The organism is Apilactobacillus pseudapinorum (genome assembly GCF_040369555.1).
Lineage (GTDB): Bacteria > Bacillota > Bacilli > Lactobacillales > Lactobacillaceae > Apilactobacillus.
Genome location: NZ_BAABVU010000012.1, coordinates 1 through 19,721, shown reverse-complemented (window position 1 = coordinate 19,721; position 19,721 = coordinate 1). Strand labels below are relative to the sequence as shown.

Sequence of the window (19,721 nt, the reverse complement as noted above, 5' to 3'; positions counted from 1 at the left end):
CATATTTAGTAGGGACATTGTTTTAAAAAATGTAATGAAATCGTTTTCATTTTCTATAAAGTATGTTATATTAAATTCATAGAAAAGTAAAGCGCTTACATTTATATAAAGCATAAAAATTTTATAATAGAAAAAGGGGAATAAATAATGCCATTTGTTGTATTAGTATTAGGGATTTTATTACTATTATTCTTAATTATTAAATGTAAATTAAACACATTTATTTCATTAATTGTTACATCTGTTGTTGTTGCTTTAGGTTTAGGAATGAACCCAGCACATATCGCCATTTCGATTAAAAACGGAATCGGTAGTTCATTAGGTGAATTAGTTATCGTATTCGGTTTTGGAGCCATGATCGGTCGTTTAGTAGCCGATGCCGGTGGTTCATATCGAATTGCAAGAACTTTAATTAACCTATTCGGTAAGAGAAAGTTACAATTCGCAATTGTAGTTGCTTCATTCATTATTGGAATGTCACTATTCTTCGAAGTTGGACTTGTTCTATTAACACCAATCGTATTTGCTGTTGCACTAGAAGCTGACGTACCATTTGTTTACTTAGGAATTCCAATGGCTGCTGCTTTATCAGCAACCCAAGGTTTCTTACCTCCACAACCAGCTCCAACTGCTGTTGCAACTGCTCTAGGTGCTAACATTGGACAAACTCTTCTATTAGGAATTATCGTTGCAATCCCTTGTGTGATTGTAGCTGGCCCCATCTACACAAAGATTGCTAAGAAAATTGCTCCAGAAACATTCGTTATTAAGAAGTCACTACCAGCGTTCGGTGAAATGAAGAAGTATGATTTAAAAGACACTCCAAGTTTCGGAATTGCTGCATTTACTTCATTACTACCAGTTATTTTAATGGCTATCGCTACCGTATACGACATGGTATTTAACGGTGGTAAAGCTGTTGAAGATCCACATGGTATCGGTGCTGTTGTTGCTATGTTTGGTAACCCCGTTATCGCCATGATTGTTACTTTACTATTTGCTATTTGGTCAATGGGCTTCAACCGTGGTAAGAAGATGGAAGACATCACTAACACTGTTACAGAAGCTATTAAGTCAATTGCGATGCTACTAATGGTTATTGGTGGTGGATCAGCATTCAAGCAAGTATTAATCGATGGTGGTGTTGGTAAAGCGGTTCAACAAGTAATGGTTCACGCTAACTTATCACCAATTATCTTAGCTTGGCTAATCGCAGTTATCCTACGTGTTTCACTAGGTTCAGCAACTGTTGCTGGTATGACTGCTGCCGGTCTAGTAACTCCTCTAATGCATTCACTAAGTGTTAGCCCAGTACTAATGGCGCTAGCTATTGGTGCCGGATCACTTGCTGCATCACACGTTAACGATGCTGGTTTCTGGATGTTTAAAGAATATTTTGACTTAAACGTAAAACAAACATTGAAGATTTGGACAGTCTTAGAAACTGTTATATCAGTAGTTGGATTACTAATGGTATTACTTCTAAGCCTATTCATTCACTAATAATTAATAAATAAAAAGCATTGAGATAAATCTCAATGCTTTTTATTTATTTCTATTTCTGAAAACAATGAATTTAGACCAGAAGAAGTTAAAAATTATTACAATAGCCTGACTAAAAATTTTTAGTAAGTCGAAGTTATTTACGCTAACAATCGATACACCAATTATTAAAATAATTTCCTCTAAAACTAATGATGAGAATCTTCCTAAGAAGAAAGAAATTATTTCTGAAATATAGTCTTTAACAGTTGTTGCTGTAGATTTAAATACCCATTTTCTGTTTGTTATATATGCGAATAAAACACTGGCAATCCAAGCGATAATAGTGTTCCAAATGATATCGACGTTGGGAAATAAATTATGAAATAAAAGTGCGACGACGATATCAATAACTGTGGTTAATATTCCCCAAAATAAGTATGCAATTACTTGTTTATATTTATTCCAAAGTTTTTTCATTATTCCTTCTCTTTCACAATATATTTTGGACGATGCTTAGTTTCTAAGTAAATCTTACCAATATAGTTACCGACAATTCCTAAACAGAATAATTGGATTCCATTGATCAATAAGATAATTGATACTAATGAAGGCCATCCAGACACAGAGTCACCGAAAAAGATTGCTCTTAAGATAACAAAAAACATACCGATAATTGAGAAGAAGAACGAGATACCACCAACCCAAGTAGCCACCTTTAGTGGGACGTCTGAGAAATCGACTATTCCTTCTAATGAGTATTCAAGAAGTTGATATAGTGACCAATGTGATTCACCAGCAACTCTTTGGACCCCATCATATTCAATATATTTTGTTTTAAACCCAACCCAACTAAAAATTCCTTTAGTGAAACGGTTGTATTCAGTTAATTTCAAAACGTTATCAACATATTGACGTGTCATTAGACGATAATCTCTCACATTTTGTTTGATTTCAACGTCAGACATTTTATTGATTACCTTGTAAAAACTAGATGATAAGAAAGCACGTACGAAGTTTTGTTTTCTAGATTTTTGTACACAACCAACGACATCATAATCTTCTTCTTTTATGTACTTAATCATTTGTGGTAATAACGAAGGGGGGTCTTGTAAGTCGACATCCATAACAGCAACATAGTCACCGCCAACGTTATTTAAACCAGCAGACATGGCTGATTCTTTACCGAAGTTTCTGGAGAAAGAAACGAAGTGAACATTTTTATCAATTTCTCTTAATTTTTTAATTTCATTTAATGTATTATCAGATGATCCATCATTAATAAACCAATATTCATGATTGTAATCCATGTTATTAGCATGCATTTCGTTAAAAACTCGTTCAACTTCATCATAGAATATTTTAATAGATGGTTCTTCATTATAACAGGGTACAATTAAACCAATGGTTTGCATAATTGCAACCTCCTTTTTTATCCGTAATTATATTTATTTTATCATAATACACCATAAAAAAAGGAATAGAAATAGTTTAAATTTCAATTAAGTTATCCTTTTGCATCGGAAATGATATATTATTTTGTTATAATTAAGGAAATAACATTTTAAATGGAGGCGTAATCTTGAACAACAGAATAAAAGTGATGACCATCTTTGGAACTCGTCCTGAAGCAATTAAGATGGCGCCTATCATATTAGAGATGAAAAAACGTTCAGATCAATTTGAACCAATTACTGTCCTAACTGGGCAACATAAAGAGATGTTAGACCAAGTAATGGATATTTTTAATATTCAATCGGATTACAATTTACATGTAATGAAGGCTGAACAAACTTTGAGTTCAATCACAACGACCGTAATTAGTAAATTGGATAGTGTTATTGAAGAAGCCAAGCCAGATATTATTTTAGTCCATGGTGATACAACTACGACTTTCGCGGCCGCAATTAGTGCGTTTTATCACCAAGTTCCATTAGGACATGTTGAGGCGGGACTTAGAACTTGGGATAAGTATTCTCCATATCCTGAAGAAATGAACCGTCAAATGACCGATATTTTGTCAGACGTCTACTTTGCACCAACTGAATTAAGTAAAGAAAATTTACTAAAACAAAATCTTGACCAAGATAAAATTTATGTTACTGGAAACACTGCAATTGATGCCTTAAAACAAACTGTGGATACAGATTATCACCATGATGTTTTAGATGATATTTCCGACCAACACAAAATTATTTTGTTAACGATGCATCGTCGTGAAAACCAAGGTGAACCAATGCGACGTACATTTGAAGTTATCAAGGAGGAAGTCTTAAAACGTGATGATATTGAAGTAGTTTATCCCGTTCATTTAAGCCCATCAGTTCAAAATATCGCACATGATGTTTTTGATGGAATTGATCGAGTACATTTAATTGAGCCACTAGACGTAGTTGATTTCCATAATATGGCTGCCCGCAGTTACTTTATTATGACTGATTCTGGGGGAGTTCAAGAAGAAGCACCATCACTGGGTAAACCTGTGCTAGTACTGAGAGATACGACAGAACGTCCAGAGGGTGTTAATGCAGGTACATTAAAATTGGTTGGAACCAACCAAGATAATGTCCGCAAAGCATTTGATAAATTAATTGATGATGACCAACTTTACCAAAAGATGGCGACCGCGCAAAATCCATATGGAGATGGAACGGCATCAATTCAAATTTTAGATGCAATCAAAAATATCTTTACCAATAAAAGGTTAAGCGGTGATATTAATGAGTAGGGAACGAATCCAACGCATGAAACGTTTTTTATTAATCGTAAAGAGACACTACAAAGATTCCAACGTATCTGATGCAGCAGTAGTAATTGCTTTTTATTCATTATTATCACTATTTCCTGCAGCAATTATCTTTGGAAATTTATTGAAATTATTGCAAGTTAATCAATATGAAATATTAGATTACTTACAACCATTATTACCACCAACTATTTTTAAAACAGTTAGTCCGATTATTGTATCGGCACTTGATGGTGGAAATACTGGTAAATTATCAATAGGATTAATTTTAGCCATTTGGTCAGCCAGTCGAGCATTAGCTGCCTTTCAACGTTCAGTTAACTCATCGTATGGTATTCAAAATCAAAGTAACTTAATGAATAGAATTGTTTCATTTGTGTGGATGTTGCTATTGGTAATATCTTTAGCAATCTTTTTACTATTCTTTGGTTTTGGAAAAGTGATTATCAGTTATTCTGCATACCTGATGGGACTATCTAAGATAAACGTTAGCATCTTTATTCTTCTAAGATATCCATTAACTATTTTAGGTGTATTTGGATTAGTACTATTAATGTATTATTTCGTTCCAACAGTAACTACTAAATGGAGATATGTATGGATGGGATCACTAATTGTGACTATTGGGATGATTATCTTATCAAAGGGATTTTCCATTTATCTACATTACTTTGCCCGTAGTGTCGATGCATATAAGACATTAGGCACTTTCGTCATCTTAATGCTATGGCTGTATATAGTCGGAATGATGCTGTTGATTGGTGCTGTCATCAATGCTTCCGTACAGGATATGTCAAAATCTGAAATTAAAGATAGAAAGCCAACATTTAAATCTTTTATGCCTAAAAAAGACAAATAAAAAAATCGTTGATAAAATCAACGATTATTTTTTTAAGTCATTATATGCTTTAACTAAACCTGCAGAGAATTCGTCTAGTTTGGCAATGTCATCTTCATCAGGTTCAAGATTAATCTTAACGCCTTCGAAACCTTGAGTAGCATTCGTTTTCTTGAATTGGTTGATGAAATCATCAACGGCGGTGTTAAAGAATTCTTCATAGAAGATATCGCCAGAACCAGCGACTCCGAAAACTTTACCTGATAAATCAAGGTCAGCTAAATCCTCAAAAAAGTCTAAACCTTCTTCTGGAAGGTGACCTTCATTATAGGTATAAGCGCAAACGACACAGATATCAGCATCGGTTAAGTCTTGTGGATCTGTTTGAGAGATTTCAGTTTGAGTAACATCTAAACCTAAATCTTCAAGGCCTTCAGTAACGATATCAGCAACGTCTTCGTTGTTACCGGTAATAGTTGCAAAAACTACATGTGCTTTCAAATTATTTCGTCCTTTCACAATTTAATAACTAATTATAACAAATTGAAAAAAAGATGTTAACTAAAGGAGTGAATCCAATGGAATCTAAAATTACAATGATTGAAGCGCAAAAACGTAAAGGACGTTTCAATATATATATAGATGGTCAGTATGCTTTTCCAATTAGTGAAAACGTCATGATAAAGTATCGCATTTTTAAGGGGATGGAAGTCGATGATGAGCTTAGAAATGAACTAATTAATGCTGACTCGATTTCAAAACTATATACGAAAGCGATTAACTTCTTATCCCACCAATTAAGAACTGAAAACGAAGTGGTTGCCAAATTACGTGACTTCAGCGAAGATGAAGAACACATTGCTGCAGTGATGGCGAAATTAGTTGAATTAAACTTGGTCAATGATCAATCGTATGCAGATAGTTATGTGCGAACTGAAGTGAAGAAACAAGATAAGGGTCCCAAAAACGTTTTCTTTAAGCTCAAAGAAAAGAAGATTGATGAAAATATCATTAATAATGCATTGAATAATTTTTATTCATATGATGAAATGATAGAAAATTGTCGCGTTCAAGCAACCAAGATTTTTAATAAGCATAAACGCGATGCATTCAAAAATCGTTTAGATAAAACGAAGATTTCATTGATGCAAAAAGGTTATTTAATGGATGCAATCTTAGAAGTAATGGAAGAGTTGGACTTTCAACCAGACGAGGATGATCAGCTTGAGTTACTAAGACGACAAGGTGATAAAATCTGGCAACGTAACCGTAAATACAGCGGTTTAGAACGAATCATGAAGACTAAACAAGCGCTATATCGAAAGGGTTTTGATATGGACGATATTAGCAGCTTTATTGATCAAAAAAGTTTAGAGGAATAAATGGTATAATAGTCATTGGAGGTTACATATTATGTTTAATAAAATTAAAAATTCCTCATTAATCTTATGGACTATCGAAGTATTACTAGTTGTAAGTATTATATGGGTATGTACTAAATTAGAATTTATTTTTAGCCCAATCGGGATGTTCATATCGGCAGTGTTTATGCCAATTTTAATTGCTGGTGTTTTATTTTACATGTTGAACCCAGTTGTGAACCTACTTACAAAAGTTAAAATCACTAAAACAAAAAACATTTCTAGAAACTTTGCGATTACGATTGTTTATCTATTATTATTAGGAATTATCGTCTACGTTGTTTCATCTTTCTTACCACGTTTGTTTAATCAGGTAACCAATTTGATTAGCAACTTACCAGATATCGCTAAAGATATTACCAAGTATGCACAAGCACATTCACAAAAGGGAATCTTTAAGACCTTATATTCTTCTGGAATTATGGAAAAGGTGCAAAACTATGTTTATAACTACGTGCAAAATAGTTTAGGCGGGATTACACAAAGTGTTGGGGCAATTATTTCAACTGCCACTTCTGCTGTGGTTGTGATCGTAACCGTCCCAGTGGTCTTATTCTACATGTTAAAAGATGGCCACAAGATGATTCCAAATATCGCCAAAGTATTACCACGCCGTAGCCGTCGTAGAACTATCAAGCTATTAGAAAAGATGAGCGATACCATTTCCCATTATATTGGTGGTCAAATGATTGAATGTCTATTCGTTGGGGTCTTTACTTCAATTGGATACGTCGTAATCGGTCAAAACTATGCGTTGCTATTAGGGGTATTCGCTGGCGTATGTAATATCATTCCATACGTGGGTCCATATATTGGGATCATGCCATCCGTTTTTGTGGCATTATCTGATAGTGTTAGCAAATTAATAGCGGTTGTAATCGTAGTTTTGATTGTGCAACAATTAGATGGAAACCTTGTTTACCCAAATGTAATCGGAAAGTCTTTGAATATTCATCCGCTAACGATTATAATTATTTTATTAGCTGCAGGAAACATCGCTGGTTTAATGGGAATGATTTTAGCTATTCCACTATATGCGGTAGTTAAAGTTATCATTCAATACGTATACAGTATTTGGATGATTGAGCAGTCACAAAAAAACATACAAAATAAACAGTAATAAAACACAGGAGATTTTTTATGACTAAAGTAATAACATACGGAACTTTTGACCTTTTACACAAAGGTCATGTTAGACTCTTAAAAAGAGCACGTGAATTAGGTGATAGCCTAACAGTATGTGTTTCAACAGATGAATTTAATGCTGAAAAAGGCAAGAAAGCCTATACTTCATACGAAGATAGAAAGTTTGTTTTAGAAGCAATTAGATACGTTGATGAAGTAATTCCAGAAAATAACTGGGATCAAAAAATCAAAGACGTTGTTGATAACAACATCGATATCTTTGTTATGGGTGATGACTGGGAAGGTAAGTTTGATTTCCTAAAGGATTACTGTAAAGTAGTTTACCTACCTAGAACTGAAGGAATCTCAACTTCTAAGATTAAAAAAGACCTTGGTCTAACTGACGAAGATGACTGGAAAAAATAATTAGTAAAACATCCTCTGTTGATAGGGGATGTTTTTTAATTATCGTATTTAAGCAAAAAAGAATATGTTACAATAAAACAATAGATTATATTACGGAAGGATTCGAAAAATGGTCAATAAACAAATTAGTGAAGGCGTTGAAAAAAGACGTACCTTCGCCATTATTTCTCACCCGGATGCTGGTAAAACTACTATTACAGAACAATTACTATTGTTCGGGGGAATTGTGAGAGAAGCCGGTACTGTTAAAGCTAAGAAGTCTGGTAACTTTGCTAAGTCTGACTGGATGGAAATTGAAAAGAAACGTGGAATTTCTGTTACTAGTTCAGTGATGCAATTCGATTATGCTGGCAAAAGAATTAATATCTTGGATACACCAGGGCACCAAGATTTCTCTGAAGATACTTATAGAACACTAATGGCAGTGGATTCAGCTGTCATGGTTATCGATGCCGCAAAAGGGATTGAACCACAAACTAAGAAATTATTCCAAATTTGTAAGATGCGTGGAATTCCAATCTTCACATTTATGAACAAGTTGGATCGTGATAGTCGTGACCCAATGGAATTAATTAGTCAATTGGAAGAAGTGCTTGGAATCGAAGGATATCCAATGAACTGGCCAATTGGTTCAGGTAAAATCTTACGAGGACTATACGACCGTTACAACAAACGTGTTGAATTATACCGTCCAGAAGATGAAAACAATCCATACTTACCACTTGATGAAGATGGTAATCTATTAGATGGTGCCGGTTTAGCAAGTGACAGTGTCTACCAAGATGCTAAAGAAAGCATGGACTTAATTACCGAAGCCGGTAATCCATTTGACGAAGAAAAGATTAGAAACGGTGAACAAACACCAGTCTTCTTTGGTTCAGCCCTAGTTAACTTTGGGGTGAAGACTTTCTTAGATGCATACTTAAACTTCGCACCTAAGCCAGGTGAACACGAAACTGAAAATGACGTTGAAGTAGCACCAGAAGATGATCAATTTACTGGTTTCATTTTCAAGATTCAAGCTAATATGAACCCTAAGCATCGTGATCGAATTGCGTTTGTGAGAGTTTGTTCAGGGATGTTTGAAAGAGGGATGGACGTTACCCTTGAAAGAAATCAAAAGAAATTACGTTTATCTAACGTGACTGAATTTATGGCTAATACCCGTGAAAACGTACAAAACGCCGTTGCCGGAGATATTATTGGATTATACGATACAGGTAATTTCCAAATTGGTGATACAATCTACTCAGACAAACGGGATGTTAAGTTCACTAAGTTACCACAATTTACACCAGAACTATTTATGAAGGTTTCTGCTAAAAACGTGATGAAACAAAAATCATTCCATAAAGGAATCCAACAACTAGTTCAAGAAGGTGCCGTACAACTATATACATCATACGCAACAGGTGATTATATCTTAGGTGCCGTTGGTCAACTTCAATTTGAAGTTTTTCAATTCAGAATGCAAAACGAATATAACTCTGAAGTCGTTATGGAACCAATGGGTAGCAAGACTGCACGTTGGATTGATCCAGAACAATTAGATGAAAAGATGTCCTCATCAAGAAACATCTTGGTGAAAGATGGTCATGGTGATCCATTATTCTTATTCGAAAATTCATTTGCTGAACGTTGGTTCGCAGATAAGTACCCAGATGTTAAATTAACAGCTAAACTATAAAATAAAAAGGATTAGATATGATTATCTAATCCTTTTTTAGTATATATTTTTCTTCAACGTAATGTAAGTTATTGATTTCTAACCAATATTTATTTGGTGCAACTTGAATTGACTGAGATAGTTGAACGGTATCTCCCGTATGAAGGAAGTAGAGACAATTTCCACCCGGGTAATTGTATACCGGAACACTGATGTTGGATTGAATGGTAGCACTTTGGTTTAAATTGTTGATTACCCAAGAATCTGTGTTAGTTAGTTTCTTGGCGAATGGATATTTCATTTGGTTGAAGTTACGATCGATAATCCATTGGTTTGGTCCGATGTTTAACCAAACTCCTTTATCGGTGGTAACTTGGTAGAAGACTTTCCAAATACTACCTTTAGGCAAAATCACTGGTAATTTATCACCAGTGGTATCAGTATATGCGGGTGTATATTCGCGTAATTTAACGTAGAAGTTACTTCTGATAACGTTTTTCCAGTCATCACGACGGTAATATAACACTAAGTGTTGAATAGTATCGGTAAAACGACCGCTTTGATTACCAGAGTATGTAACTTGGTTAAATCCATCTAATTGGGGCAAATTAATGTTAAATGCTTCGTCATAACTACCAACGGCGATTTGTGGTAAACGAATCATAGCATATGTATCGTAGTTAATGAAGAAAATATTTAATGGTTTTCCATTTAGTTTATGGTAATGAATGACAACATGATTATCGGTTGTTTGCATAAATGTTGAGATTCCATCAATTTTAAATAATACGTAGTTTTTAAAGTCAGGGATGATTAAATTCACATCATCACCAACATGACCATGTAAGACACTAAAGTCGGCTAGTGGATGACCATCTACATCAACATAGAAGACGGTCATTTTCGCTTCGGGAGAATCAGTATGAATTTCATTATCAATAGTAGGGTTGTCTTCATAAAATAAATCATTAGATTGGAAATCATCAACAGCAAATTGATTTTGATCGATATCTTTTTCTTTTTGATTTTGTTTATTGAACAATTTAAACATGTCTTTAATAAAATTGAACATCCTGATTCCTCCTTTCATATATTAACTATCTTAACATAATTCGAATTTAAAATATAAAAAAACCGCTAAGAATATAAGAATCTTAGCGGTTTTTGATTACGATTGTGCGTTAACGTAAATATTTTTATCTTCATTAACATCAATTAATAGTTGTCGATTAGTTGGATTATTTAAGTAATAATCAGCAACTTTATCTTCAATTTGTTCTTGGATAACACGACGAAGAGGACGAGCTCCCATTGCAGGATTGTAGCCTAATTCAACTAACTTATCTTTGGCAGCGGCTGAAACGTCAATCTTGAATCCTTGAGAAGCCAACATAGTATTAACGTTGTTAATCATTAGATCAAGAATTTGTTTTAGGTTAGCTTTGGATAGTTGGTTGAATTCAATGATATCGTCGAAACGATTCAAGAATTCAGGTTTGAAGTAGTTACCTAATTTATCCATGACAGAATGGGTCTTGTTGTTTGATTCAGCACCAAATCCAACACTTGCTGTGGAATCACCAGTTCCAGCATTACTTGTCATAATAATTACAGTATCTTTAAATGAAACTGTGCGACCTTTAGAATCAGTCAATCTACCATCATCTAAGATTTGTAAAAAGGCATGTAATACATCTGGGTGTGCTTTTTCAACTTCATCGAATAAAAGTAAACTGTATGGATTGCGACGAACTTGTTCAGTTAGTTGACCAGCTTCATCATATCCAACATAGCCAGGAGGGGAACCAATTAGTTTTGAGATTGAATGTGGTTCACGATATTCAGACATATCGAATCGAATCATGGCATCCTTAGAACCGAATAATTGTTGCGCTAATTGTTTGGCTAATTCAGTCTTACCAATTCCGGTAGTTCCTACAAATAAGAATGAACCGATTGGACGACCAGTTCCGTTGAAACCAATACGATTTCTCTTGATAGCTTTGGCCACTTTTTCAATCGCTTCATTTTGACCAATGACACTACCAGCTAGGGTACGATCTAAGTCCTTTAGGTTATCTTGTTCTTGTTGTTCTAATTGACCAACTGGAATGTTGGTAATTGATTCAATGATTTGTTGAATGTTTTTAGTAGTAATCGTTGGGACATCCACAGTTTCGATGTTAGCCAATTTATGGTTAAGTCTTTCAATCTTATCACGATAGAAGGCGGCTTTTTCATAATCTTCCTTGGATAAAGCATCTTGCTTTTCTTTTTGACAAGCGCTAATTGTATTTTTGATTTCCTCTGGGGAAGTCACATCTGATTTGATGTTTAGTTTAGAACCAGCTTCATCAATTAAATCAATCGCTTTATCAGGTAGGAAACGGTCTTGGATGTATCGGTTTGATAAAGTGACAGCTGACTTAATGGCGTCATCACTGTACTTCACACGATGATATTTTTCATAGCGTTCCTTAATTCCGTTTACAATATCGATAGCAGCTTCCACGCTTGGTTCTTTGACCGAAACAGTTTGGAAACGACGAGCTAAAGCAGAGTCTTTTTCAATATTTCTGTATTCATTCAAAGTAGTAGCACCAACTAATTGGAAACTACCTCTAGATAGGGCTGGTTTTAAAACGTTTCCGGCATCCATACCACCGTCAGCATTACCAGCACCCATAATTTCATGAATTTCATCAATGAATAAAATGATGTTTTGGTCTGCTTGAACTTCATCAATTAATTCTTGCATGCGTTGTTCGAATTGACCACGCATTGATGTTCCTTGCACAATTGAAACGACGTCTAATCGAATTACACGTTTATTTTTCAACTTATCTGGGACATCGCCGTTGGCAATTTTAAGAGCTAATCCTTCAACGACAGCGGTCTTACCAACACCAGCTTCCCCAATTAAAACGGGGTTGTTCTTGGTACGACGGTTTAGAATTTCGATTACTCGATCAATTTCTTTATCACGCCCGATTACGGGGTCGATTTTGTTTTGACGAGCTAAATCTGTTAAATCATATCCGTATTTTGCTAACACAGAGTTTTGATTTTGATTATTTTGTTTATTGGTAGCACGATTGCGAAGGTTATCTTGGTTACTTTGATTCATTGCGTTGAATAAATCATCTAAATTTCCAAATCCAAATGGATCTTGCATCATATCAACACCTCCATTGTTACGATATTGATCGGATTGTTTGCTTAATTGACGGTAACAGTCCTGACAAATATCGATATGTCTTTTCTCGTTATTAACATTAACGAGTAAATGAATGGTTGCCTCATTTTGATGGCAGTTTTCACACTTCATATGACTGCTCCTTTCTGAAAACAACTAAATGGTTTTGACCTTTATTGACCATTTGTAAAAATCATTATAACGCATAAAAATGTTTCTGCAAGAGATTTGCTTTTTTATAATAAAATATTCATTTTATATGTTTAAATTAGTCCTAATCGTATATAATATATATTGAAAGAGGGAATATTATTATCGCAGATAAGAACTATACTGAGTTATTAAATGACCTAAAAGATAACAAAATAGAAGAATTAGTAATTACACCAGAGGAGTTTGCTGAATTTCAAGTTGCATATATGAACTTCGAAACCAGAAAACGTATTACCGGTAGGGCAGAACAAAACGGTAAAGTTATCTATACCTACCTTTCTGATGAAAAGACTAATGGTTAAAAATGTTGTATTTTATCATATTAATTGATATTCTAAAATTAGTATAAGAAAAAAGGAGATCTTCGAAATGGAAAAACGTCAATTTAAAGTTATTTCTGAAACAGGAATTCATGCACGTCCAGCTACACTACTAGTACAAACTGCTACTAAGTTCAAATCAGAATTGAAATTAGAATACTTAGGCAACACTGTTGATTTAAAATCAATCATGGGTGTAATGTCACTAGGTGTTGGTCAAAATGCTGAAGTAACTGTAATTGCTGAAGGCCCAGACGAAAAAGATGCAATCGAAGCTGTTGCAAAATCATTTAACGATGAAGGATTAACTGAATAATCATCAACAAGTTAATTTTGTTAAATAATGAGTCAGAATTATTTTATGTTTAGTTGTCATAATGGTTCATTTTTCACTATTGATCCCATATGAATACAACTAGAACGTAATTATATTCTGGCTTTTTTTATTATCATTATGCTTGGCAAAATTTGCAAAGCCAGCAACAAACCAATATAATTACAAATAACTATGAAGAAAATTAGGAGGTGTAAATTTGAATATTGGAATCTTTACGGATACTTACTTTCCACAGGTTAGTGGAGTCGCAACTTCAATTAAGACATTAAAAGACCAATTAGAAAATGATGGACATCAAGTGTACATCTTTACCACAACTGATCCGCATGTTGATAAATCAGCGTGTGAAAAGAATATTTTTAGATTTTCCAGCATTCCATTCATCTCTTTTACCGATCGTAGAATTGCAGTTAGAGGTATGATTCAAGCGTACCAAATTGCTAAAAAATTAAACTTAGATATTATTCATACTCAAACAGAATTTTCAATGGGAATTATCGGTAAGGTGGTTGCCAAATTTTTAAGAATTCCATGTGTTCATACATACCATACAATGTATGAAGATTATTTACATTATGTTGCTAAGGGAAAAATCTTGAGACCAATTCATGTTAAGGACGCTACTTTGGCTTTTTGTCATAACATGTCTGGAGTGGTCGCACCAAGTACTAAGGTTTTAGATACATTAGTTAGATATGGTGTGAAGAGTCCCATTCGAATTATTCCAACTGGAATTAACATTGGAAAATTTAATACCGACAGTGATTTTGATTTAAGAACTAATTTAGGCGTTAGCGCAGATGCAAAAATTCTGTTATCAGTGAGTCGATTGGCATACGAAAAGAACATCAAGGAATTGATCAATTCAATGCCAGCGATTTTAACAGGTCAACCTAACACCCACTTAGTGATTGTCGGTGACGGTCCTGCTAAGGATGACTTAAAGCAACAAACTAATGATATGAAGTTAAATGACAATGTGCATTTCGTTGGAGAAATTAATAATGATGAAGTTTATAAATACTATCATTCAGCTGATATCTTTGTATCAACTTCTAATTCGGAATCACAAGGTTTAACATACATTGAAGCAATGGCTGCTGGAGTGAAAGTAGTGGTATCATCCAGCCCATATACTGAAGAACTATTAAGTAATAAGTCACTAGGGATGACGTTTGGTACTCCAGAGGGATATATTGAAAAAGTTTTAGAGTACTTAAACGCAAATCAACAAAGTGATACTCAACAAGACATAGAATTAAGAACCAAGAAATTACACGAAATTTCATCAGAAAATTTCGCTAATAGAATTGTGGATTTTTATAGATGTGCCCAACTAGATTACAACAAAGAAATCAGAGATGATGACGAAGTAAGTGAGTAGGAGGATTTATGATAAAAATAGATATGTTTTCAACCGCGGATAAGGTGAAAGGACAAGGAGTAGGGAGTGCTTATTTAGAGCTCGTTAAGATGCTAAAGAAACATTTCCCGGATGACTTTGATATTGTCATAAATGATCTGAAGTCAGCTGAAATTACTCATTACCACACCATTAACTTGAGATATTATTTCTCAACTTTCTTAAAGAAGCGTGGAAGAAGAATTGGATATGTACATTTCTTACCGGAAACATTAGAAGGTAGCTTAGATTTACCAAAACCAATTAAATGGATTTTTTACAAATATGTCATTGCTTTTTATAAGCGAATGGAGCATATTGTAGTGGTAAACCCCACCTTTATTCCCAAGTTAGAAGCTTATGGAATTAAAAAAGAAAAAATCACATATATTCCAAACTTCGTTAGTAAAAAGGAATTTTATCCTTTAACAGATGAAGAAAAAGTGCAAGCTAGAAACGAATTAGGAATCGCTCAAGATAAATTTGTCGTTGTAGGGACCGGTCAAGTCCAAACCAGAAAAGGGATTTTAGATTTCGCTAAGTTGGCACAAGACAACCCTAACGTCGAATTCATTTGGGCTGGTGGTTTTTCTTTTGGGAAAATCACTGATGGATACAAAAACTTGAAGTTATTAGTGGACAATCCACCTAAAAATCTTCAATTCCCCGGAATCGTGGATCGCGATAAATTAGTTAAGTACTATAATGTTGCTGATTTATTCTTGCTACCATCTTTCAATGAACTATTTCCAATGTCTGTCCTAGAATCATTCTCTTGTGGGACACCTGTAATGCTAAGAAGCTTGGATTTATATAAAGAAATTATTAGTGGGTATTATGAACCGTTCAGTACTTATGATGAAATGAATGCTAGTTTACATCGATTGATTGATAATCCAGCAGAATTAGCTGAACTATCTAAGAAATCATTGGCGGCTTCTGACTATTATTCAGAAGAACATCTCGCTTCAATTTGGTATGAGTTTTATCAAAAACAAGCAAAAGAGGGTTAGTAATGTCAAAAAGAAATATAATAACATTTATTACGATGTTTTTAGTGGGCATTTTGATCTTTTGGTACTTTATAAGAGATATCAACATTAATGTTTTAGTTGCCGATTTTTTTACCATTAACTGGTGGTGGATAGTTGCAGCCCTTGGTTGCATGTTCCTATACTTAGGGTTAGAAGCTGTGGTTACTAAGACGATTGTTGATACGCAGGTAGATAATTTTACCTTTCGAGATGCGATTAGAGTTCCACTTGTAGAACAACTTTTTAACGGGATAACACCGTTCTCATCAGGAGGACAACCAGGCCAACTATATGTAATGGTTCAAACTGGTGTGGATGCAGGAAAAGCGAGCTCAACGTTGTTAATGAAATTTGTTGTTTTTCAAACAATGATTGTAATTAACTTTATTTTGAGCTTAATTGTCGGCTTCCAATATGTGGAAGAGAAGCTCCATTACTTAGCTTGGCTAGTGTTGTTTGGATTTTTTATCCATCTATTCGTAATAATTGCCTTGTTATTAGTGATGTATTGGTATACATTTACTAAGAGTTTAGTAAATAATATTATTAAACCAGTTAGATGGTTTATAAAAGATGATAAGTTCAATTCGTTTAAAGCGATGCTGGATAACAAAATTGATACTTTTCATATGGAAAGTATTCGAATCGCTAAGCAATGGAAGTTGATGTTGAAAATCATCATCATTACATTTTTCCAATTAGCGTTTTACTACTTAATTCCATACTTTATTATATTGGCACTTGGATTTGATCAAGTTAATATCATTATGATTGTAAGTTTACATGTCTTGATATTCATGATTATTTCATTATTCCCCATACCTGGTGGGGCAGGTGGAGCTGAATACAGTTTCGAAGCGTTATTCAAAAGCTTCATCACTAACAATACGAAGTTAATTCTAGCGTTAATTATTTGGCGCTTGATAACTTATTACTTAGGGATGATTTTGGGTGTAATTGCTTTTTGCATTCGACCTAAGAAAATTGAAAAGTAAAATAAAAACATTTATTCATATTTTGGAGGCATAGATAATGTCTAGTCATATTAAAAATACTAGAAAGTTTTTTAATACAAAGTTTGGTTTCTTTGTATTAATTGTTGCTTTATTCTGGTTGAAAACATATATTTCATACCGTATTGATTTTACATTGGGAGCAAAAGGTGGATTACAACAATTCCTATTAGTAGTTAATCCAATTCCGGCTGCACTATTAATTTTTGGGATTGCTTTATACTTTAGAGGAAAGATTGCATACTGGTTAATGTTAATCATTGACTTAATTGAATCTATTTGGATTTTTGCAAACGTTCTATACTACAGAGAATTTTCTGATTTCCTATCATTTGGAATTATTAAAGGATCAGGAACAGTTCAAAATAACCTGGGTAAGAGTTTAGCTGAAATTCTACATCCACTTGATTTCTTTGTATTTGCTGATATCATCATTTTGATTTTATTATTACTATTCAAAGTAATTAAGGTTGATCACACACCATTCAAAAAGAAGAACGCATTGGCAATTACTGTATTGTCATTTGTATTGATGTTTGCTGAATTCGGAATTTCCAACGCAGATAGATCTGGTTTATTAACTAGAACATTCGATAACAACTATATCGTTAAGTATTTGGGATTAAACGAATATGCTGCATTTAATGCATACCAAACCCATAAAGAAAGCCAAACTAGAGCAAAGGCGAAAGCCTCTGATTTAGATGATGTCTTCTCATTCTTGAAGAAGAATCGTAGTAAAGCTAATATTGAATACTATGGAAAAGCCAAAGGAAAGAATGTTTTCATTATTCATTTGGAAAGTTTCCAACAATTTTTAATTGATTATAAGGTTGATGGTAAGGAAGTAACTCCTAACTTAAACAAGTTCTACCATAACCAAAACACAATCTCATTTGATAACTTCTATCACCAAGTAGCACAAGGTAAGACTTCTGATGCTGAAATGATGCTAGAAAACTCACTATTTGGATTACCAGAAGGGTCAGCAATGGTTACTTATGGTACTCAAAACACTTACCAAGCTGCACCTGCTATTTTGGCACAAAGAGGATATAGTACAGCTGCATTCCATGGGGATGTGCCAAGTTTCTGGAATAGAGATAATGCATACAAGTCATGGGGATACCAATACTTCTTCGACTCAAACTACTACACTGAAAAACCATCATATAGTGTTGGATATGGTTTGAAGGATAAGATATTCTTTAAGGATGCTGCTAAGTACATCCAACAATTACCACAACCATTCTATGCAAAACTAATTACATTAACTAACCACTACCCATACGAATTGGATAAACAAAACGTTTCATTCCCAGCAACTAAGACTGGTGATAACACTGTTGATCCATACGTACAAACTGCTCATTACTTAGATCAAGCATTTGGTGAATTCTTAAATTACCTAACTAAGACTGGGCTAATTAAGAACAGTATGATTGTGCTTTATGGTGATCACTACGGTATTTCAAATAACCATCGCCCAGCAATTGCACAATTGCTACACAAACAAACCATTACTAGTTATGATTTAGCACAATTCCAAAAGGTTCCATTCATGATCCACATGCAAGGACTAAAGGGTGGAATTAATCATACTTATGGTGGAGAAATTGACGTATTACCAACTCTTCTACACTTATTAGGCGTAAAGGACGATAATACTGTTCAATTTGGTAACGACTTGTTATCAAAGAAACGTAATCAAATAGTTGCATTTAGAAACGGTGACTTTGTATCTCCAAAATACACTGTTGTTAGTGGAACTGTATACAATACCAAGACAGGTGCTGTAATTACACCAAACGCAAAACAACAAGCACAAATTAAGAAGATGCAAAACCACGTTACTACAGAACTATCATTATCTGATAAAGTAGTGCTAGGTGACTTATTGAGATTCTACACACCAAAAGGATTTACTAAAGTTAATAAGAAGGAATACAGTTACAAATATGCAGACGGTATGAAACTTCTAAAAGAAATGGACAAGAAGAAAAAGACTGACTTGTTAAACAAGTTGCATAAGAAAGATACTTTAGATCTTTATAAAACTGATGCTCCTGAACTAAAATAAAAAAGGATGACGAAGGTCATCCTTTTTTTATTTTGCATTGACGATGATAATTAATTTTGATAAGATATATATTGCTGTTTAAGTGAAAAGAATTTTTCCAAAAAACAAATAAAAAAACATGTTGACTTTGAGTCTATAAGATGGCATAATATTTATTGTTGTTAATCAGCTGCAACCGTTGTTGTTGCAAAGGTTATGACGAAAAAATAATTTAAAAAGTTATTGACAGTGTGTTGATAATTTGATATTATTAAAAAGTTGTCAATTGAGACAACGCATAACAAATTGGTAGATCTTTGAAAACTGAACAAGATTGATAATCGATGATGTGTAAGGAATCTTACAACGAAGTTTGTAAGAATTAAACATTGCGAAGTCAATTCGCTTATAAAATAACAATTTATTCAGAAGAGCTAAGTTAA

At 33.9% G+C, this 19,721-nt stretch carries 17 protein-coding genes; 12 read left to right on the top strand and 5 right to left on the bottom strand.

From position 1 onward, the window contains the following. Nucleotides 1-144 precede the first annotated feature (144 nt). The gene (locus tag ABWU86_RS01455) at nt 145-1,503 is read left to right on the top strand and encodes a gluconate:H+ symporter (protein WP_353321282.1); all 1,359 of its coding nucleotides are present in this window, start codon (nt 145-147) and stop codon (nt 1,501-1,503) included. Between the two features lie 42 nt (nt 1,504-1,545). On the opposite strand, the gene ABWU86_RS01450 is transcribed toward ABWU86_RS01455, so the two are convergent. Both ABWU86_RS01450 and ABWU86_RS01445 read right to left on the bottom strand, forming a co-directional pair. Then, nucleotides 1,546-1,962 (bottom strand): GtrA family protein, encoded by a 417-nt coding sequence (locus ABWU86_RS01450; RefSeq protein ID WP_293794118.1) that lies wholly within the window; start codon nt 1,960-1,962, stop codon nt 1,546-1,548. After that, the gene (locus tag ABWU86_RS01445; protein ID WP_353321048.1) at nt 1,962-2,897 is read right to left on the bottom strand and encodes a glycosyltransferase family 2 protein; all 936 of its coding nucleotides are present in this window, start codon (nt 2,895-2,897) and stop codon (nt 1,962-1,964) included. The genes ABWU86_RS01450 and ABWU86_RS01445 overlap by 1 nt, the downstream gene beginning before the upstream one ends. A 188-nt stretch (nt 2,898-3,085) precedes the next feature. On the opposite strand from ABWU86_RS01445, the gene wecB reads away from it, so the two are divergent. Next, a complete protein-coding gene (gene wecB, locus ABWU86_RS01440; RefSeq protein ID WP_353321280.1) occupies nt 3,086-4,210 on the top strand; it encodes a non-hydrolyzing UDP-N-acetylglucosamine 2-epimerase in 1,125 nt (374 codons plus the stop codon). Further along, nucleotides 4,203-5,087, top strand: a complete 885-nt coding sequence (locus ABWU86_RS01435) for a YihY/virulence factor BrkB family protein (protein WP_293794116.1) — start codon at nt 4,203-4,205, stop codon at nt 5,085-5,087. The genes wecB and ABWU86_RS01435 overlap by 8 nt, the downstream gene beginning before the upstream one ends. A gap of 24 nt (nt 5,088-5,111) precedes the next feature. Here ABWU86_RS01435 and ABWU86_RS01430 read toward each other — a convergent pair whose 3' ends face one another. Next, nucleotides 5,112-5,567, bottom strand: coding sequence for a flavodoxin (locus tag ABWU86_RS01430; RefSeq protein ID WP_293794114.1), 456 nt, complete (start codon nt 5,565-5,567; stop codon nt 5,112-5,114). A gap of 77 nt (nt 5,568-5,644) precedes the next feature. Here ABWU86_RS01430 and recX point away from each other — a divergent pair, with 77 nt between their 5' ends. The 4 genes from recX to ABWU86_RS01410 all read left to right on the top strand — a co-directional run bounded on the left by recX (nt 5,645) and on the right by ABWU86_RS01410 (nt 9,725). After that, complete coding sequence (gene recX, locus ABWU86_RS01425) at nt 5,645-6,448, top strand: recombination regulator RecX (RefSeq protein WP_353321045.1); 804 nt, start codon at nt 5,645-5,647, stop codon at nt 6,446-6,448. A 31-nt stretch (nt 6,449-6,479) separates the two neighbouring features. Then, entirely contained in the window at nt 6,480-7,607 is a 1,128-nt protein-coding gene (locus tag ABWU86_RS01420) for an AI-2E family transporter (protein WP_293794111.1), read from the top strand. A gap of 20 nt (nt 7,608-7,627) precedes the next feature. After that, nucleotides 7,628-8,038 (top strand): glycerol-3-phosphate cytidylyltransferase, encoded by a 411-nt coding sequence (gene tagD, locus ABWU86_RS01415; protein WP_053950279.1) that lies wholly within the window; start codon nt 7,628-7,630, stop codon nt 8,036-8,038. Between the two features lie 109 nt (nt 8,039-8,147). After that, nucleotides 8,148-9,725 (top strand): peptide chain release factor 3, encoded by a 1,578-nt coding sequence (locus tag ABWU86_RS01410; protein WP_293794107.1) that lies wholly within the window; start codon nt 8,148-8,150, stop codon nt 9,723-9,725. A gap of 25 nt (nt 9,726-9,750) precedes the next feature. Here ABWU86_RS01410 and ABWU86_RS01405 read toward each other — a convergent pair whose 3' ends face one another. Both ABWU86_RS01405 and ABWU86_RS01400 read right to left on the bottom strand, forming a co-directional pair. Continuing rightward, nucleotides 9,751-10,776 (bottom strand): MucBP domain-containing protein, encoded by a 1,026-nt coding sequence (locus ABWU86_RS01405; protein ID WP_353321042.1) that lies wholly within the window; start codon nt 10,774-10,776, stop codon nt 9,751-9,753. Between the two features lie 96 nt (nt 10,777-10,872). Further along, a complete protein-coding gene (locus ABWU86_RS01400; RefSeq protein WP_293794103.1) occupies nt 10,873-13,032 on the bottom strand; it encodes an ATP-dependent Clp protease ATP-binding subunit in 2,160 nt (719 codons plus the stop codon). Nucleotides 13,033-13,482: 450 nt separating this feature from the next. Here ABWU86_RS01400 and ABWU86_RS01395 point away from each other — a divergent pair, with 450 nt between their 5' ends. The 5 genes from ABWU86_RS01395 (at nt 13,483) to ABWU86_RS01375 (ending at nt 19,299) form a co-directional block, all read left to right on the top strand. Further along, nucleotides 13,483-13,749: a phosphocarrier protein HPr gene (locus ABWU86_RS01395; RefSeq protein ID WP_293794101.1), complete on the top strand. Its 267-nt coding sequence runs from the start codon at nt 13,483-13,485 to the stop codon at nt 13,747-13,749. Between the two features lie 217 nt (nt 13,750-13,966). Continuing rightward, nucleotides 13,967-15,154: a glycosyltransferase family 4 protein gene (locus ABWU86_RS01390; protein ID WP_353321039.1), complete on the top strand. Its 1,188-nt coding sequence runs from the start codon at nt 13,967-13,969 to the stop codon at nt 15,152-15,154. A gap of 8 nt (nt 15,155-15,162) precedes the next feature. Further along, the gene (locus ABWU86_RS01385; protein ID WP_293794098.1) at nt 15,163-16,185 is read left to right on the top strand and encodes a glycosyltransferase family 4 protein; all 1,023 of its coding nucleotides are present in this window, start codon (nt 15,163-15,165) and stop codon (nt 16,183-16,185) included. A gap of 2 nt (nt 16,186-16,187) precedes the next feature. After that, entirely contained in the window at nt 16,188-17,201 is a 1,014-nt protein-coding gene (locus tag ABWU86_RS01380) for a lysylphosphatidylglycerol synthase transmembrane domain-containing protein (RefSeq protein ID WP_293794097.1), read from the top strand. Between the two features lie 37 nt (nt 17,202-17,238). Further along, complete coding sequence (locus ABWU86_RS01375; protein ID WP_353321036.1) at nt 17,239-19,299, top strand: LTA synthase family protein; 2,061 nt, start codon at nt 17,239-17,241, stop codon at nt 19,297-19,299. The last annotated feature ends 422 nt before the right edge of the window (nt 19,300-19,721 follow it).

Coding starts and splice junctions, on each gene's coding strand:
- tagD (WP_053950279.1), top strand. CDS start 7,628: ATGACTAAAGTAATAACATACGGAACTTTTGACCTTTTACACAAAGGT.
- ABWU86_RS01395 (WP_293794101.1), top strand. CDS start 13,483: ATGGAAAAACGTCAATTTAAAGTTATTTCTGAAACAGGAATTCATGCA.
- ABWU86_RS01375 (WP_353321036.1), top strand. CDS start 17,239: ATGTCTAGTCATATTAAAAATACTAGAAAGTTTTTTAATACAAAGTTT.
- ABWU86_RS01380 (WP_293794097.1), top strand. CDS start 16,188: ATGTCAAAAAGAAATATAATAACATTTATTACGATGTTTTTAGTGGGC.
- ABWU86_RS01445 (WP_353321048.1), bottom strand. CDS start 2,897: ATGCAAACCATTGGTTTAATTGTACCCTGTTATAATGAAGAACCATCT.
- ABWU86_RS01385 (WP_293794098.1), top strand. CDS start 15,163: ATGATAAAAATAGATATGTTTTCAACCGCGGATAAGGTGAAAGGACAA.
- ABWU86_RS01400 (WP_293794103.1), bottom strand. CDS start 13,032: ATGAAGTGTGAAAACTGCCATCAAAATGAGGCAACCATTCATTTACTC.
- ABWU86_RS01450 (WP_293794118.1), bottom strand. CDS start 1,962: ATGAAAAAACTTTGGAATAAATATAAACAAGTAATTGCATACTTATTT.
- ABWU86_RS01405 (WP_353321042.1), bottom strand. CDS start 10,776: ATGTTCAATTTTATTAAAGACATGTTTAAATTGTTCAATAAACAAAAT.
- recX (WP_353321045.1), top strand. CDS start 5,645: ATGGAATCTAAAATTACAATGATTGAAGCGCAAAAACGTAAAGGACGT.
- ABWU86_RS01420 (WP_293794111.1), top strand. CDS start 6,480: ATGTTTAATAAAATTAAAAATTCCTCATTAATCTTATGGACTATCGAA.
- ABWU86_RS01435 (WP_293794116.1), top strand. CDS start 4,203: ATGAGTAGGGAACGAATCCAACGCATGAAACGTTTTTTATTAATCGTA.
- ABWU86_RS01410 (WP_293794107.1), top strand. CDS start 8,148: ATGGTCAATAAACAAATTAGTGAAGGCGTTGAAAAAAGACGTACCTTC.
- wecB (WP_353321280.1), top strand. CDS start 3,086: ATGACCATCTTTGGAACTCGTCCTGAAGCAATTAAGATGGCGCCTATC.